This window comes from Gibbsiella quercinecans (assembly GCF_002291425.1).
Taxonomy (GTDB): domain Bacteria; phylum Pseudomonadota; class Gammaproteobacteria; order Enterobacterales; family Enterobacteriaceae; genus Gibbsiella; species Gibbsiella quercinecans.
On sequence record NZ_CP014136.1, the window covers coordinates 4,322,109 to 4,339,421 of the forward strand.

The following is a 17,313-nucleotide window of genomic DNA, read 5'->3' on the forward strand; positions in this document are numbered from 1 at the left end:
CCTTACGAGAGAATACATGATGGAAAACCCGGCAATCCTCCTGCGTCGTCTTAATCCTTACTGTGCCCGTGCGCTTGAAGGCGCGGCTTCCCTGTGCCAGACCCGCGCACACGCGGAAATCGCACCAGAACACTGGTTGTTGAAACTGTTGGAGCAGGGCGAAGGCGATCTGACGGTGCTGGCGCGCCGCTACGAATGGGATATGGATGCGATCTGGCAGGATTTGCTCGGCTGGCTGGACAAGCTGCCGCGTGCGTTGCGCAGCCGCCCACAGCTCTCTGATAGCATCCAAACGCTGTTGCAGCAAGCCTGGCTGCTGGCTTCGCTTGCCGGTGAGACGCAAATTCGAAGCCAGTATCTGCTGATGGCGTTGATTGATAAACCGAAGCTGGTTCGCTGCGAAGGTTTGTGGCCGCTGTTGACCCTGGGGCGAAGCCAACTGGAGCGCCTGCGCCCGCTGCTGGATGCGCAGTCGGACGAGCGCCCGGACGTTCAGCAGGAAGCCGAACTTGCGCAAGAGCACGGTGGCGACGTGGTGTTCGTTGGCCGCCCGATTGGGGCGGAAGTGAAACCGGGGGAACTCAACCCGGCGTTACAAAATGCATTGGACAAATTCACCCTTGATGTCACCGCCAAAGCTCGCGAAGGTAAAATCGACCCGGTGTTTGGCCGCGATAGTGAAATTCGCCAAATGGTGGACATCCTCTCTCGCCGCCGGAAGAACAACCCGATTCTGGTGGGGGAACCCGGCGTGGGCAAAACCGCGCTGGTGGAAGGGCTGGCGCTGCGCATTGCCGAAGGCAACGTACCGGAAAGCCTGAAACCCGTGAGTTTGCGGACTCTGGATCTCGGCCTGCTGCAAGCGGGAGCCGGTGTGAAAGGTGAATTTGAACAGCGCCTGAAAAATGTCATTGAAGCCGTGCAGCAGTCGCTGGCTCCGGTTCTATTGTTTATCGATGAAGCGCACACCATTATCGGCGCGGGTAACTCGGCGGGGGGCGCTGATGCTGCCAACCTGCTGAAACCTGCGCTGGCGCGTGGCGAACTGCGCACTATTGCCGCGACCACCTGGAGCGAATACAAACAGTATTTTGAACGTGACGCCGCGCTGGAGCGCCGCTTTCAGATGGTGAAGGTGGATGAACCGGATGACGACACCGCCGGCCTGATGCTGCGCGGTCTGAAATCCCGTTACGCGGAGCACCACGGTGTGCACATCACCGATGATGCGGTACGCGCCGCCGTTACGCTCTCAAGGCGCTATCTGACCGGGCGGCAACTGCCGGACAAAGCGATCGATCTGCTGGATACCGCCGCTGCTCGCGTGCGTATGGGGCTTGATACCGTCCCGGAAGCCCTCACTCGTTTGAAGGCGCAACTGACGGCACTGGAGCTGGAAGCCCAGGCGCTGCAAGAAGATATCGCTACGGGCAGCAATAAGCACGGCGATCGCCTGCGAGCCATTGAACAGCAGCGCATCCAACTGGCAACGACTCTGCAACGGCAGGAAGCGCATTTTGCAGCGGAAAAAACGCTGGCGATGCAGTTGATGGCCTGCCGCCAGGGCATTCAGCCTGGGGATGAGTATCAGGCGGATATCCATGATTTACAGAAAAAGCTCGAAGCGCTGCAACAAGATACGGCCCTGATTCAGATTGATGTGGATGCCCGCACTGTCGCCAACGTGATTGCCGATTGGACCGGCGTGCCGCTCTCCTCGCTGATGAAAGATCAACAGACCGAACTGCTGACGCTGGAACAGGAAATCGGTAAACGGGTAGTCGGCCAGGAAGTGGCCCTGGCCGCTGTTGCCCAGCGCCTGCGCGCCGCTAAAACCGGCCTGACCGCCGAGAACGGCCCGCAGGGCGTATTCCTGCTGGTGGGCCCAAGTGGGGTGGGCAAAACAGAGAGCGCGCTGGTGCTGGCGGATGCGCTGTACGGCGGTGAAAAGTCGCTGATTACCATTAACCTGTCTGAATACCAGGAACCGCACACCGTTTCCCAACTGAAAGGCTCGCCCCCAGGCTACGTGGGTTACGGCCAGGGCGGCATTCTTACCGAAGCGGTGCGCAAGCGGCCATACAGTGTGGTGCTGCTGGATGAAGTGGAAAAAGCGCATCGTGATGTGATGAACCTGTTCTATCAGGTGTTCGACCGCGGTTTTATGCGCGATGGCGAAGGGCGTGAAATCGACTTTCGCAACACCGTTATCCTGATGACATCCAACCTCGGCAGCGATCACCTGATGCAACTGCTGGATGAACAGCCGGATGCTACCGAAGGCAACCTGCACGAACTGCTGCGTCCGATTTTACGTGACCACTTTCAGCCAGCGCTGCTGGCCCGCTTTCAGACGGTGATTTATCGCCCGTTGAGTGAGCCGGCGATGCGTACCATCGTCGAAATGAAGCTTGAGCAGGTGAGCAAACGCCTGCACCGCCACTACGGCCTGACCACGCAGATTGAGGAGAGTTTGTACGATGCCCTGACCTCCGCCTGCCTGCTGCCGGACACCGGCGCGCGCAACGTCGACAGCCTGCTCAACCAACAAATTCTGCCGGTACTGAGCCAGCAGTTGCTAAGCCATATGGCCGCAAAGCAAACACCGCAATCTTTGACGCTTGGCTGGAGTGAGGAAGAGGGGATAGTGATGGCATTTGACGAAGCCACTCGTTGATTAAAGGAGCACAATCGTGGACAGTGCTAAAGAAATTGCCAGAGATATGCTGGAGGCTATTAATGTCGATAGATCTGGATTCTGGGGGGCTATAGCTAAGGGATTTATTTCACTCCCGGTGAGCTTTGGTTATCTCGGATATGATTTTATGGACGTTGAACATAGAAGAGATAATTTGGACGATAAGTTCAGAATTGCGCAGCTCATCAAAAGGACAACTTTCAACAAAATAATAGTTGAAAGTGTTATTAATGTATTTGTTAGTGATTTTGTATCCCGAATAGATATGCCTTCTCTAGGAGTAGAAATAGCTGGGAGTCGCGTTGGCAAAATATTTTTTGCACAATGGACTGGTATAAAATTAGGCTATGTGATTTCGGAGCGAGCGGTTACCGCCCTCTTTGCGGTTACCGCCCTCTTTGCGGGTACCGTCATCGGAGGGTTGCTTTCAATTGGTGCTGAAACATCCCGAGCGATTTATACATCCAGATATCTACGTGAAAGAAACCCCGAGGCTTATTATAAATTAAAACGCATGGGGGATTTAGATCTGATTTATTTTATTGTTGAAGATGCCGTTAGACCCTTTGAGAGTGCATGTCGTATTAGTGAATTAAATTCTGTTGAGTTTGATAGGATTTGCAGATATTTTTTTGGTGGCTTATGACTTTAAAAAATATTTTCAAAGTTATTTTTTATAACCTGTTATGTACAGTTGGTGGGACATTGGCAGTTTTAGGCGCTGTTTTTTCATGTTGGTTCTTTTTCGTGTCAGAGGTAGCAGGTAGATTATATTTAGGTGTGGGTTTTATTTTACTTACTTATGTTGGTTACTTAATCTATCGATTCGCATTTCCACATATTCATAAAAAATGGACTGATCACTATTAGTATCATGCTAATATGGTTTTTTTTGTGAGGCATAAGTATAAAAAATCAATCCATATATTCCCAATATAATTCGTTCTACAAAAGGGATGCAACGCTGCGAATACCTTGTATTTTACTCCAAAAATTAACTGTGGTGCGAGGAAAACCAACATATCTACAAGTTTAAGTTTTACGGCTATAGTTATTTAATGGTTATTTATCAAGTTCTTCCCAGGGTAGATATGATATTTTACATTGGTTTTTTTTCGGGTTTTTATAAAATCTCTATCGGTTTATTTTTTGTGTGCTCGTGTTCTTTTTTGTTTTTATAGCCTATGGTATTTATAAATACGCTCCGACTTAAATTTGTAATGAGTGAATTAATCGTTATTAGCCACTTTCCTTAACGAAATAATAGTGCGGCCTTGCTTAACATCATTATTTTACTGGTCGGGTATTATACAAATGGAGAATATATCTAATATGATTGGAACCACGCTTAATCGCTATAGTCTGAATATTCCTTCCTGTCTTTATCCGCTGGATGTGGAGAGTTTTCAAGGCGTGGAAAAGATGAGTGTTCTCTACCATTACACTATCCGCTTCACCTGTCCTCACCCGGATCTCACCGCTGATATGATGTTAAGTAAACCAGCCACATTAAATATGGGCGTGGGCGATCTTTTCAATTCGGTGGTGGGAAAAATCGTACATGGGGTAGTCACAAGTTTTCGTCGCCTTACGGGCTCTCGCGATCAGGTCGAGTATGAAATTATTATCGAACCTTTCCTTTCATTGCTAAACAAACAGTTCCGCACTCATCGTTTCTTTGTGAATAAATCGGTGCCGGAAGTTGTGGAGCAGGTTTTGCAAGAACATGGCCTGAAAGGTTGGGAGTATGAGTTCACCCTGAAGGTAGGTTACCCGAAACGTGAGCAGATTAACCAGTATCAGGAAAGTGATCTGGACTTTATTGAGCGTCTGATGGCGGAAGTGGGGATTTTTTACTTTTTTACTCTCCAGCCGGATACACAAACGGAAGTGGTACATTTCGCGGACAAACAAAGTGCCTGGCAATTTGGTAAGACACTACCGCTGAACAGCCCGTCGGGTATGAATGATAATGCTGTTGATTCTGTATGGGGGGTGAATGTTCTCCACAACGTGGTTGAACGTATGGTGACGGCCAATGATTACAACTACAGGGAAGCGCAGAAGGTGCTTATGTCTGCCCCGGTGGACATGACGCGCGGCGATGGTGATGGCGTGACATATGGTGAGGTGTATCACTATCGCCCACGTCACCTGGAAAGTGGCGATAAAATTGATCCGGCGGCGGAAACTGGCAATTTTTGGGCCCATCTCGAGCATGAGCGTTTTCTGACCAACCAAACGTTGGTGACCGGCAACAGTACGGATATCACTCTGAGCCCAGCGCAGGTTTTGGTTATTACCGAAACAACTATTCCCCCCACCTTACCTGCAATTGTTGAAAATGGCCTGGTTATTCTGCGTGTAGGTTATTTCGCCAGCCGTAAGAATGCTCTACAGGTTTTGTGGACGGCGGTGCCTTACAACGAAACCCGCTGCTGGCGGCCGCCGGCTAAAAAGCGCCCGGTTATCAGTGGCACACTGACGGCTCGTATCACCAGTGCTAAAAACAACGATATCTACGCCTGGCAGGATGAAGCCGGTCTTTACCGGGTGAAATTTGATGCTGACCGGGATGACAAAAGCCAGGGTATGGAAAGTATGCCGGTGCGTTTCGCCAAACCTTACGGCGGCGACAAATACGGCTTCCACTTCCCGTTGATACAGGGGACCGAAGTGGCGATCGCGTTCCACGAAGGTGACCCGGATCGCCCGTATATCGCTCATGCCCTGCATGACTCCCGCCATGTTGACCACGTCACTGAACTGAACAGTACGCGCAATGTTATCCGCACAGCGGGCCTGAACAAGCTGCGGATGGAAGACAAACGCGGTGAGGAGCACATCAAGCTCAGTACGGAGTACGGGGGCAAGACACAGCTTAATTTAGGGCACAACGTCAACGCGAGCAGGGTTCTTCGCGGTGAAGGCGCTGAATTGCGAACGAATGACTGGGTTAGCGTTCGCGGTGGAAAAGGTGTTTTGCTTACTGCAGATGCGCAACCTGACGTCGGCAGTAAAATGCTTGAAATGGACAGAGCTGTAGAACAATTGGAGCAGGCACTTACGCTGGCAAGAAGCCTTCAGGCAGCAGCGAAAGGGGCGCAGGCAACGGTATCTGACATTGACAGCCAAAAGACGCTTAACAGCTCACTGAAATATCTGAAAATGCCAGGAATGTTGGCCAGTGCACCTGCAGGAATTGGTATTCTAAGTCCTGAGACTGTCAGACTTGCTTCAGGCGGGGCAAGTATTGGCCTCATGTCAGGTCAAAACACCGATATCAGTGCCGGGCAATCATTCACTGTAGCTGCAGGCGAGGCGGTAAGTTTGTTTGCACAGGCAGCAGGAATGAAAATGTATGCAGGGGCAGGGAAGGTGGATATTCAGGCACAAGCTGATGCCATGAATGTCTCAGCATTACAGGACATCACTGTCACCAGTGGTCAGGGAAGCGTGAAGGTGAATGCCAGCCAGGAACTGATTTTAAGTTGCGGTGGCGCTTATATAAAGCTTAGCGGTGGGAATATTGAACTGGGATGTCCGGGGAATATTTTTCTGAAAGCGGCAAATGTCAATCAAACTGGGCCTGCAACACTTGATACTCCACCTCTTACTTTCCCTAAGGGATATGGCGGAACGTTTACTGTTACCGATCCTGAATCAGGGGGTATCAAACCATTCACCAGTTATAAAGTAACCTCTCCAGATGGTGAGGTATATGAAGGAATATCTGACTCGTCAGGGAAGACAGCACCTTTTTATTCATCGACACCTGGTAATGTAAAAATTGAGTTTCCACGTGAACAAAAGGATGAAGGTCCAGGGCATTGGGTTACTGTTGATCATGATTATCACGGGTTGAAGAATACTGCAATAATGGCAATCAACCGCTTAACTTCTATGGGTGATGAGGGACGTGTTTTTGGTTCTGAAGGGAAGGACTATATGAATACGAAAAGAGATAAAATCCAGGAATGGCAGCCTTTGCCATCTGATGCTGCCGAAGAGATAGAGCAGCAATCAGCAATATATCGCTACGGAGAACAAAGAAAGGTAACGCAAACTTTTCTGGAAGGTGACGATGCCTGGGTTGTTACAGGTCAGTCGTGGCACTGGCAACCAACGACCGCTGATGATGTCTATGAGGGAAATAAATGAAATTCATCTTAAAACACAACTATATATTTTATTTTTGGGCTGTGTTTGATCTTTTTTATATCGTCAGATTTATCTGGCTGAATATCTCTCAGGGACGAATTCCTTTAATTGATGATATATTGTCTTTTAGCGATATTTATCCGCAGCAAGGTGCATATTCGCTAGTTCTTTTTTCTTTTTCATTACTGCTTAATGTATCGATTGTTTTTTCTGCTGTGATGTTATTAAAAAAGTGGAAGTATGTGAGTTGGATAGTTTATTTTCAAACACCATTCAGGCTGTTCTTCATGATCCCTTCTATTTCGATATTGCCATGGATGTTTAAAACTATGTCAATCAAAGTTGGGGCGATATTTCTTGCTGCTGTATTCTTATCAGAGATAATTAAGGTTGGAACATTTTATCTTACAAGAGAAAAGAGCTCATGATTTTTTATTAAACCTGAATAAAGAGGGATGTTTATGGCAGGTAGTTCATTAGTGACATCTGTGACGCATACAGAGGCAAAAGCTACGGCGGGAAAGCAAAAACCTTATTGGGTCGAATTCCAACTTGTAGATGAGCAGAATGTTCCAGTGGCAAATATGCCATGGATAGTCGAAAGTACTCACCCGGTATCCGGACCAGTCGATAACTTTACGTATTCAGGTCAAAGCGATGCGGATGGACTTGTTCGCATTGATATGCCGCATGGACTTGAATTGAGGCTGACGTTAGATAGCAATCAACTGGCTACGGAAATGGAAAAACGTGCCTTACGCGTTAGTCGCGATGCGGAAAATGATTCTGTTGTGCGTCCTGAAGCTGAAGAGAAAGGGTATATCTGGCATTATGCCGTTATCGGTGAACTTTGCCGGACGCTTCCTTCTGTTGAGTTAAGAGATGGGGAAGTCTGGCCGCCATTTCATTTCCCTCAGAATAAAATTATGAAAGGGGTGGTAATAAGAACCAATCAACTTGAAAAGCGACACGTTATTGAAATATGCCCCTTCCGAGCCTGGGAGCTTGTTCTGCATCATCAAAAGGACTATTCCATTGCGAATGGAATTAACCTTGGGGCAGCAGCAACGCTTGCCTATGCAGATGACAGTACTCTGGATACGGTGTCAATTACGCGCTTTTTTATTAACCAGTGCCAGGATCTATCCCGCTTACCTCAGCTTTATAAAGACGGCTCTGCATGGAATACGTTAGTACAGGATGTTCCCTTTAGTGAACGATATCATCCCCCGGTATTTATGGATACCTCACGAGACACTTCGCCTAAAGTAGACGAGAAGAATCCACATGGAACAGCACAGCCAGAGGGCGATATTGCTGCAACAAAGGCAGACGGTGATACGCAGCTTTATTATGTTTATAACGCGGATAAGGTGATTGTTGCCTGGCGTGGAACTGCCAGCTTGTTTGATGTAGGAACGGATCTTGCGTTCAGACCGGTAAATTCAGAATTATGCGATATAGATAAAACGCAATGTTCTAGCCTACTCCCTGCGGGAAAAGTTCATGATGGTTTTTGGAGCGGTTATAGCCGGGTTTGTAAAAAATTTGAAGCAGAACTAAGTGAGCTTGAGAAACTAATTAAAATAAACGATTTGTTTATTTGTGGACACAGTTTAGGTGGGGCTTTAGCATTAATTCAATCAGCATACTTACAAAATGATGATCCTGTACTGTACACATACGGTATGCCAAGAACATTTACAAAGGATGCTGTTGAACAGTTGTCCAGTATAACGCACTATCGTCATGTTAATGACAACGACCCGATTCCAGCTGTTCCACCGGAAGCCAACTTGGATAATGAGTTATATAAAATCTGGGGATGGTTTGGTGGGACGCTGGGCTTTTTCTGGTCTCTGGGGGAACTACTTTCATACCAGATGGTTTCGTGGGGGGATTGCTTCTGGCATCATGGTAATACGGTAGCCTTTCTCACGGCCACCCAGAGCCGGGAATGGAATGAGTGTAAGAGGGATCTCCCAACTCCGGCGGGGTGTATTACCATCAGAAATCCACTTCCACTAAAGGCTAAGCTTTATCTGGTGCCCGCTCTGGCGGAACAAGATATGCAACAGGCTGGGAAGAAACAGAAAGAATTTAAAACGTCCTTGACGCAATCGGATTTAAAAGATTTTTTCCCTAAAGGCAGAAACCCGGACAGAGGTGTTAATTTAAATATTTTTGAACACTTTATGACGTCCTATATGCCCTATATGTATAACAAGGTTTTAGAGTTGATTGATAACGCCGGCATAGTGGAAAAACGCACCTTTACTGAGCATCTGCATAATGTTGATTCATTCAGGGAGCAGATGGAAGAAAATAAAAATGATATACCGGCTGATGAATTATCAAGAAATGAAATATTCCTTAATATCGAAAGCTTGTTGGGAGCAGCGCTGGCTCCAACATTATCTATGCCGTCTGGCAATGATTCGCTTTTGCGGTTTTCTCAATATGGTGAAGAGGTGATGGAAAATGTATAGCCAATCAAAACTAATTCTGCTTACATTGGTATTGTTTTCCTCCGCAGGATGCAGCATAAGTAGAAGTGTTAACAAAACTATATATCCACCGGCGGATACAAAATGGGTCAATTTTGAAGTAAAAAATCCATCTCAGTATACGAAACCGTTTCCGCTTGAGGTCAGATACATCTCGCATGAATGCATGAAAAAGAGAATCAGCGGGTTTGATGGCTCAGTTGTCACAGAACCCAGCTATAACGTTATCGGGATCCCACTTACGCAAAGAAGTGGAGATATTTGGGAAGCTAAAGTGGCTATGACTGGTGGTGGTTCATGCAAATGGACTTTAAGTGCAGTAAATGTAGGTATTGAATATATAGATGCGGCCCATCTTGGGAAGGATCTTATCCCAGGCTCTGCTGTAGGTGCAACGGTTGCATTTGATGCTGATGCCTCTAGGAATGGACAATTTGAAATCATAAGTGGAAATAGATTCAATTACGCCCCTAAATATTACCCCGTATTAGAAAAGTGGAGTACTCAAAAGAATTCTACAAAATCAGATAAGCTGAACTTATTTGGGGAGAAAAGTTCCTTTTTTGATGTTCGTTTGATTGTAAAAGATAATGATGTCTGGGTGAATTACCATCCAACGATCGAAGAGAATAAGAAAGTTGAGATGATATTCCCTTATGAAAAGAAAAAAGGAGTGGCATTCACTTTTGTATACCCCAATGGTGAAAGGGTGTCATCGCGAGAAATAAAACCTGACTTTAAAAAGGTTGATGAAATGAAAGTTAATTGATTGTGTGTTTTTAATAGTCGAGAATTAAATATGACAAAAGGCTTGGTTTTACTTGGTGACAAAACTTCTCACGGTGGCAAAGTGATCTCCACCTCTTCCAATTTTACTGTCGACGGGAAAAAAGCCGCGCTAGTTGGCGATATGGTCAGTTGCCCGGTAGAAGGGCATGGAACCAATCCCATCGTGGAAGGATCACCGCACCGGACATTTAACGGTCGGGCTGTTGTCGTCGATGGCTGCAAATGTCAATGCGGTTGTATTGTAATTTCAAGTGCTCAGAACAGTACAGTAGGATAATCAATGGGCTGGGAAAGGACGAAAGCAACAACAATGGAGTTGCCTCCTGAGCCATCATTTATGGGATGGCTGTTAGCAGGAGGTGTTGCCGCAGTTGTGGGGGCTTTGCTGTTTATCCTGCATGCGTCAGGCATGGTTGAGGCTCTGGCTGCATTCAATATCTGGTGGCTGGCATCCAGCCCGGTTCTTGGCTGGTTTTTCCTGTTTTGTTTGCGTGGCTGGCTCTGGGGCAGAACTGTTGATGAGCACCAGTTCTTACAGAAGGAAGCTGAATATGGGCAGCAACAGTGGGAATCATGGGCGGGGCGTTATCTGGCGGTGCTTGGCAGCAGCATTCTTTTACCTTCGGGTGTAACCTCCTATTCTATCGCGAAATCAGAGGCATCAGACGCAGCGCAACTTCTTTCACTGACTAGCCATTTTGTCGCTCCACCCGTAACTTTTGGTTCTCTGTTGGAGTTGGGTCTGGCCGGTGTGCAAAACGCAATCGCGGTACTACCCGTTACCGTGCCGCTTAACATTACTGTTGTAAGCGACAACAATTCTGCGGAATCTGATTCTCTATTACGCAAAGTCTGGGGAAATCTATATCCCGATCGTGCTATCTCTGGTTCCGTTTCTTTTTGTGAAATCCTGTCTTTTGCCTGGGTTGAAGAGCGCCTTAAAAAACCGGTTCTGGATATCGATTTGATCCTCATATTGCAGCAGCATGGGGCCGAGCGATATTCCGATGCGCTGGCGAGTATGCTGCTTACCAGCGATGATGTGGCTGAAAAATATCAACTTCCCCATTCTGCCCGTATTCTGCGGCCGATGCCGCTGGATATGACTCATTTCAAAGCTGATATGAGATTGTTTCTGGAAACACAAACAATTGCCTGTCAAACATCAAAAGTCTTTTGCGACTACGGGCACTGGAATGATCGGTTTGCTGAGTTAATGACAGCTTCTCAACCATATCAGACGCCGTGGGTGCCCCAGGAGATTGATGTACTGGAAAAATATAATGGTATTCCGGGGGCAGGCAGTGCATGGCTTTTAGCCGCATTGCTCTCCGATATCACATTGGTCAGCCAGACACCTGTTTTAGGTCTGTTTACTTCCGGGACTGATCGTTTTGTGAGTACCGTTACTTCAGGGAGCAATAATAATGACGCCGGTTAGTTCATGGAGCAGAGGAGGGCTTGCCGGCATCGTAGCCTTAATCTCACTCGTTATACTGGGGCTGATCCTGCATTTTGGCCCTCAGTATGGCCTCGATACACACCTGAAACAGGCAATGGCATTTGCGGCTATTTGGCTTGCCCTGCTGATTATTCGTTACACGCCGTTTGTGTTCCGGTTTATGCGGGAAAAGTATCACCGCTGGCGAGAACAGAAGAACAATGTGTTGCCTGCTGATGAATCAAGAGCTGCCCGGACTCCTCCACGCAATGTCACCGTTGACACCATTCGTGAAGCCATGCGTAACCTCTACGGTCGTCGCTGGGGCCGTAAAACGCGCATTCTGCTGGTAACTGGCACCCTCTCTGAGGTGGAGCAACTGACACCAGGCCTGACGGGCCAGCTCTGGCAGGAAGATCGTGGCACGCTGCTGTTGTGGGGCGGTGACCTCAACTCGCCAGCCGACAACGCCTGGCTGATCGCACTGCGTAAGCTGCGTCGCCGGCCGGTCGATGGCCTGGTGTGGGTAACCTCGGCTTTCGACCAACTGTCCGCTCCCGGCCAGGAACGCCCATTGCCGGTGCCTTCTGAAAGCACCATGGACTCCCTATCCCATGCCATCAGCGAGCGCATGGATGTGCTGGGCTGGAAACTCCCGCTGTATATCTGGTCTCTGCATCCCCGAGCCGGTAAGCAGGAAGGGCGGATTGCGCAGGCAACAGGCTGTCTGTTGCCTGCCGGCTGTCGTACAGAGGGGCTAACAGAGCAGTTGTCTGCCCTGACGCCTGAACTGACCTCGCAGGGTCTGCAACAGACCTGTAATGATGTGAAACACAACTTTTTGCTTGTCCTGGCTGACCAGCTCATCCGCGGACCGGAGAGCGTGACCGCACCGCTGTCGGTGATGCTCAATCCGTACCGCCCGCTGCCGCTGGCCGGTGTGGTGTTCAGTCAGCCTTCTGTGGGTGCTGAGCGTGCCGTGCAACATCACTGGGGCATGGATAAGCGCTGGGATATTCTGCCTGAGTCTGTCCGGATGCTTCCTGCCGGACTGCGCCCGCACAAACCGGGTATTCCGTGGCGCAAGGTGATGGCTTTTGTTGTCGCCCTGGCGATGGTGGGATGGGCTGCGTGGATGGGGATCGCGTATGTGAACAACCGCAGCCAGATTGACAGCGCGAATGCACAGGCCGCGATGGCTGCCCGGCAAAATCAGCCACTGGAACAGCGCCTGCACGCGCTGTCTGAACTACAGAAAACCCTGGCCCGCCTGCAGTACCGTTCAGAGCATGGTGTGCCATGGTATGCGCAGGCCGGGTTGAGCCAGAATAACGCTCTGCTGGCCGCACTCTGGCCACGTTATCAGGACAGTGCGCTGCCTCTGTTGCGTGATGCGGCCGCGGATCATCTGCAGAGGCAGGTCAGCGCCTTTAATGCGCTGCCGCCGGGCAGCCCGCTGCGTGAGCAGATAGCAAAAACCACCTATGACCAGCTCAAGCTCTACCTGATGCTGGCTCGCCCAGAACATATGGACGCCGCCTGGTTCAGTTCTGCGCTGCTGCATAACTGGCCGAAGCGCGACGGTGTGAAAGACGGTGTTTGGCAGGGCATGGCGCCGTCACTGCTGTCGTTTTACGGTGCGCAGCTGGCGGCCCATCCGCAGTGGACGTTACCTGCTGATGAGAGCATGGTCAGCCAGGCGCGTTCCCTGTTGGTTCGCCTGATGGGGATGCGTAACAGCGAATCGACCCTGTATCAGAAGATGCTCTCTCAGGTGGCACAGCTGTATGTCGATATGCGCCTCGAAGACATGACCGGCGATACCGACGTGTCCCGCCTGTTCAGCACCACCGAAATTGTGCCGGGGATGTTCACCCGCCAGGCCTGGGAGCAGGCGGTACAGCCAGCCATCGAGAAAGTGGTGAAGGCGCGTCGGGACGAACTCGACTGGGTGCTCACTGACAGCAAGCGTCAGGCAAAAATACAGGATGAAACCTCCCCGGAAGCGTTGAAAAAGCGGCTGACGGAGCGCTACTTTGCCGATTTCGGCGGGGCATGGCTGGCGTTTCTTAACAGCCTGCGCTGGCACCGTGCCGCCACCTTGCCGGATTCCATTGACCAGTTAACCCTGATGGCCGATGTGCGTCAGTCACCACTGGTCGCGCTGATGAACACCCTGAACGTTCAAGGCAGTACCGGCCAGACCGGGGGGGCGATATCCGACTCGCTGGTGAAATCGGCGAAAAACCTGCTGAGCGGAGAAAACAAAGACGCCATAGACCAGCAAGTGGGAGCTCATGGCCCGCTGGATGCGACCTTCAGTCCGGTACTGGCATTGATGGACAGGAATAAAACCGCAGGGCAGGCACAAAATCTGCAGGCATATCTGACTCGTGTCACCCAGGTGCGTCTTCGCCTGCAACAGGTCACCAACGCGGCTGACCCGCAGGCGATGGCCCAAGTGCTGGCCCAGACGGTGTTCCAGGGTAAAACCGTGGATCTGACCGAAACCCGCGATTATGGCAGCCTGATAGCCGCAGGCCTTGGCCAGGAATGGAGTGGTTTTGGCCGGACGGTGTTTGTACAGCCGATGGAGCAGGCCTGGCAGCAGGTGTTGACCCCGGCGGCGGACAGTCTTAATGCCCAGTGGCAGCAGGCGGTGGTCAGTGAGTGGAACAGCGCCTTTGGCGGGCGCTATCCGTTCAGTGACTCCAGCAGTGATGTCTCCCTACCTTTACTGGCGAAATACCTGAATGCCGATTCAGGCCGTATTGCACAATTCCTGCAGACGCGGCTCAAAGGCGTGCTGCACCGGGAAGGTAGTCATTGGGTGCCGGACAGCATTAATTCACAGGGGTTGACCTTTAATCCAGCCTTCCTGAAGGCCATTAACATTCTGAGCCAGCTCTCTGACGTTGCATTTACGCAAGGCAACGCTGGGATGCATTTCGAACTGCGCCCGGGCACTGCTGCCGGTGTGATTCAGACCGACATGATTATTGACAGCCAGAAGCTGACCTACGTCAATCAGATGCCGGCGTGGAAGCGCTTTACGTGGCCTGCGGATACCGAAGCGCCGGGTGCCTACTTAAGTTGGATTAGCACGCAGGCGGGTACCCGTCAGTATGCGGATATTCCCGGCGCCTGGGGCTGGATACGCCTGCTTGATAAGGCTACGGTGAGAGCCTACCCGGGTGTCGGCAGCAGTTACAGTCTGAGCTGGAAAGCGCAGGACGGGCGTCATCTCAATTATACGCTGCGCACTGAGGCCGGTGAGGGGCCACTGGCACTGCTGAAGTTGCGTAATTTCCACCTGCCGGAGACCATCTTCAGTACGACTGGGGCGACACCATCAGACCCGGTCGCCAGCGCGGGCAATGATGAAGAGGAGGTGTATTGATGAATACCCCGAATGGCTTACTCAGTGCTTGCCAGGTCGAACAGGAATCACTGCTTGCCGCCACCCGTGAACGTGTGGCGCAGTGGGACAACTGGCTGCAGCCTCTTTCCGGTTCATCGCCCGCCGGTGAGGACCCTGTTTATGACGATGATTTCCAGCAGATGCGCGAAGAGGTCAACAAACTCTCCGGAGCCGATACGGAGATCATCTGCCGGCTGGCAGAGAAGTTACTGACCACCACCGCCAAAGATATCCGTGTGGCAACTTACTACTGCTGGGCAAAGCTGCACCGCGAAGGTGAGCAGGGGCTGGCCGAAGGGCTCGAACTGCTGGCAGGCCTTCTTGAGCGTTTTGGCGTACAGTTGCATCCGCAACGTGACCGCAGCCGAAAGGCGGCGCTGGAGTGGTTGGCCGGCTCGCGTATGACCGACAGCCTGTCCCTGTACCCGGAGGTGGTCAGGATCGATGCGATGCGTACCACCGGCGCACTGTTGCTGATAGCACAACTCACCGAGAGCGAGCCGGAGGAAACCCACCCTCAGCTCAGTGCGTTGTACGGTGCGCTGGAAAGCCGGCTACAGAAAGCCGGCGGTGTGGATGCCGTGGTGCCGCAGAACGCCAGCAGCAGCGAACCGCAATCCACGATCGGTCACAGTGATGCACCGTCAATTGGACGTATCACGTCCGGTCAGGATTTATTGGCACAGGCCCGCACCCTTACCGAATACCTGCGTGAACAGCCCGATGGCTGGCTATCAGCACACCACCTGATGAAAAGTCTGCGCCACGATACCCTGCGGGCTATCCCGGCCCCGGATGCTCAGGGGCGAACACGTATCGAGCCGCCAAGGGCGGACCAGCGTGCGCTGCTTAAGCGCCTGTACCTGCAACAGAACTGGGCTGAAATGCTGGAGACGGCGGACAGCACCTTTTCCCGCGGCGCTAACCATCTGTGGCTGGATTTGCAATGGTATATCCACCAGGCCCTGACGAAATCCGGCCAGGAGACACTGGCCGACATTGTTGCCGCTGACCTGAAGGGACTGTTGTCCCGCCTGTCCGGGCTGGAGACGCTGGCGTTCAGTGACGGTACGCCGTTTGCGGATGAAGTGACGCTGAACTGGATCCAGCAGAGTGTGCTGGATACGACGGGCGGATGGAGCAATGACACGCCATCCACCCCGATGGCTGCCGGTAACGATGACATTCTGGCACTGGAGCCAGAAGCCCAGCAGGTTGCAGACAGTAAGGGAGTTGACGCAGCCCTCTCCTGGCTGCAGAACCAGCCGGGGAGCGTCACTGAACGCCAGAAATGGCTATTACGTTTACTGATGGCACGTATTGCCGACCAGTATGGCAAGAATGAACTGGCCACACATCTGCTTAGCGAGTTGAACGGCCAAGCTAGCGGCCTCACCCTGGCACAGTGGGAGCCAGAACTGTTATTCGAAGTACGGGCGCGTCATCTGAAACTATTGCGTACGAAAGCCGGGCGCAGCGAGGTGGACAAAGCCCGCCTCAGTCCGTTGATGGATCAATTGCTTGCCGGGCTGATTGCTATCGATCCGGCTCGGGCGGTTGTGTTGTGTATTTAAGGAGGGTGTTTATGTCTGAGGGAACTAATATTGAAATTGTTAAAGGAATACTGATCCCGCTTGCCTTGTATTTGGTGAAAAAAGGAATTGACTGGGTTGGTAAAATTCTAGGAAATCAAAGAGCTGAGAGAAAATACAGATTTGATAAAATATCCTCTGATAAGAAGGTGGATGTCCTTTCTAAAATTGATGGGTTAAAGGAAAAACCGCTAACACCACATATTATTGTACAAATAAAGCTTCTGTATGAACAGATCGGTATTTATCTTCCAGTGTGGCACTGCCATCAGTTAATTTCCTGTATGGCTTCTGAAAATATAAGCTCACTAGATATACGTCTAGGGTGCTTTCTAAAGAATACTATTATCGGTAAATATTCTGATGATGATTTTAGTGTTGATGATAAAGAAGTGAGTAAATCGTACGGGGTAGTTATATTATTTGGTGTGGTTTCTTTGCTTGTTTTTATTTACGCAGGAGTGACTACGGTGTATTCATTATGGAAACAGCAGGAAATAGGTTTGTTTATGGGTTTTTTATTGGCCTATTTTTTACTTGTTTTTATTGTTTTCATTAAGCTAGTAAGCCAAGTTGAAGATATATGGCAGGCTGTAAGATTTGGCCGTTTGTTTGACGATTGGCTCCATAGGAGTATTCAGAGCGATAATATTGATACATCCAACGAAATAACGTCTGACCCACCTGCATAATCCTGAGGATAT

At 50.3% G+C, this 17,313-nt stretch carries 11 protein-coding genes; all 11 read left to right on the forward strand.

Translation table 11 applies throughout. The annotated features are described in order from the left end of the window. Nucleotides 1-19: 19 nt before the first annotated feature. A complete protein-coding gene (gene tssH, locus ACN28Q_RS19750; RefSeq protein WP_095849113.1) occupies nt 20-2,677 on the forward strand; it encodes a type VI secretion system ATPase TssH in 2,658 nt (885 codons plus the stop codon). Between the two features lie 16 nt (nt 2,678-2,693). Continuing rightward, nucleotides 2,694-3,344 (forward strand): Ssp6 family T6SS pore-forming effector, encoded by a 651-nt coding sequence (locus ACN28Q_RS19755; protein ID WP_095847899.1) that lies wholly within the window; start codon nt 2,694-2,696, stop codon nt 3,342-3,344. A gap of 686 nt (nt 3,345-4,030) precedes the next feature. Then, nucleotides 4,031-6,859 carry a DUF2345 domain-containing protein gene (locus ACN28Q_RS19760; protein WP_230469427.1) on the forward strand — a complete coding sequence of 943 codons (2,829 nt, stop codon included), beginning with the start codon at nt 4,031-4,033 and terminating at the stop codon, nt 6,857-6,859. Beyond that, nucleotides 6,856-7,287: a hypothetical protein gene (locus ACN28Q_RS19765; RefSeq protein WP_095847900.1), complete on the forward strand. Its 432-nt coding sequence runs from the start codon at nt 6,856-6,858 to the stop codon at nt 7,285-7,287. The genes ACN28Q_RS19760 and ACN28Q_RS19765 overlap by 4 nt, the downstream gene beginning before the upstream one ends. Nucleotides 7,288-7,320: 33 nt before the next feature. Then, the gene (locus ACN28Q_RS19770) at nt 7,321-9,348 is read left to right on the forward strand and encodes a lipase family protein (RefSeq protein ID WP_095849115.1); all 2,028 of its coding nucleotides are present in this window, start codon (nt 7,321-7,323) and stop codon (nt 9,346-9,348) included. A gap of 184 nt (nt 9,349-9,532) precedes the next feature. After that, on the forward strand, nt 9,533-10,135 hold the full coding sequence (locus ACN28Q_RS19775; RefSeq protein WP_230469428.1) for a hypothetical protein: 603 nt from the start codon (nt 9,533-9,535) through the stop codon (nt 10,133-10,135). A gap of 30 nt (nt 10,136-10,165) precedes the next feature. After that, a complete protein-coding gene (locus ACN28Q_RS19780) occupies nt 10,166-10,432 on the forward strand; it encodes a PAAR domain-containing protein (protein ID WP_095847902.1) in 267 nt (88 codons plus the stop codon). A gap of 3 nt (nt 10,433-10,435) precedes the next feature. Further along, the gene (locus ACN28Q_RS19785) at nt 10,436-11,596 is read left to right on the forward strand and encodes a KPHS_23130 family T6SS system protein (RefSeq protein ID WP_095847903.1); all 1,161 of its coding nucleotides are present in this window, start codon (nt 10,436-10,438) and stop codon (nt 11,594-11,596) included. Further along, nucleotides 11,583-14,996 carry an ImcF-related family protein gene (locus tag ACN28Q_RS19790; protein WP_095847904.1) on the forward strand — a complete coding sequence of 1,138 codons (3,414 nt, stop codon included), beginning with the start codon at nt 11,583-11,585 and terminating at the stop codon, nt 14,994-14,996. Before ACN28Q_RS19785 ends, ACN28Q_RS19790 begins: the two co-directional genes overlap by 14 nt. Then, nucleotides 14,996-16,591: a type VI secretion system protein TssA gene (gene tssA, locus ACN28Q_RS19795; RefSeq protein ID WP_095847905.1), complete on the forward strand. Its 1,596-nt coding sequence runs from the start codon at nt 14,996-14,998 to the stop codon at nt 16,589-16,591. The genes ACN28Q_RS19790 and tssA overlap by 1 nt, the downstream gene beginning before the upstream one ends. 11 nt (nt 16,592-16,602) lie before the next feature. Further along, on the forward strand, nt 16,603-17,301 hold the full coding sequence (locus tag ACN28Q_RS19800) for a hypothetical protein (RefSeq protein ID WP_095847906.1): 699 nt from the start codon (nt 16,603-16,605) through the stop codon (nt 17,299-17,301). Nucleotides 17,302-17,313: the final 12 nt, after the last annotated feature.

Coding starts and splice junctions, on each gene's coding strand:
- ACN28Q_RS19790 (WP_095847904.1), top strand. CDS start 11,583: ATGACGCCGGTTAGTTCATGGAGCAGAGGAGGGCTTGCCGGCATCGTA.
- tssA (WP_095847905.1), top strand. CDS start 14,996: ATGAATACCCCGAATGGCTTACTCAGTGCTTGCCAGGTCGAACAGGAA.
- ACN28Q_RS19765 (WP_095847900.1), top strand. CDS start 6,856: ATGAAATTCATCTTAAAACACAACTATATATTTTATTTTTGGGCTGTG.
- ACN28Q_RS19775 (WP_230469428.1), top strand. CDS start 9,533: ATGAAAAAGAGAATCAGCGGGTTTGATGGCTCAGTTGTCACAGAACCC.
- ACN28Q_RS19785 (WP_095847903.1), top strand. CDS start 10,436: ATGGGCTGGGAAAGGACGAAAGCAACAACAATGGAGTTGCCTCCTGAG.
- ACN28Q_RS19760 (WP_230469427.1), top strand. CDS start 4,031: ATGATTGGAACCACGCTTAATCGCTATAGTCTGAATATTCCTTCCTGT.
- ACN28Q_RS19800 (WP_095847906.1), top strand. CDS start 16,603: ATGTCTGAGGGAACTAATATTGAAATTGTTAAAGGAATACTGATCCCG.
- ACN28Q_RS19780 (WP_095847902.1), top strand. CDS start 10,166: ATGACAAAAGGCTTGGTTTTACTTGGTGACAAAACTTCTCACGGTGGC.
- tssH (WP_095849113.1), top strand. CDS start 20: ATGGAAAACCCGGCAATCCTCCTGCGTCGTCTTAATCCTTACTGTGCC.
- ACN28Q_RS19770 (WP_095849115.1), top strand. CDS start 7,321: ATGGCAGGTAGTTCATTAGTGACATCTGTGACGCATACAGAGGCAAAA.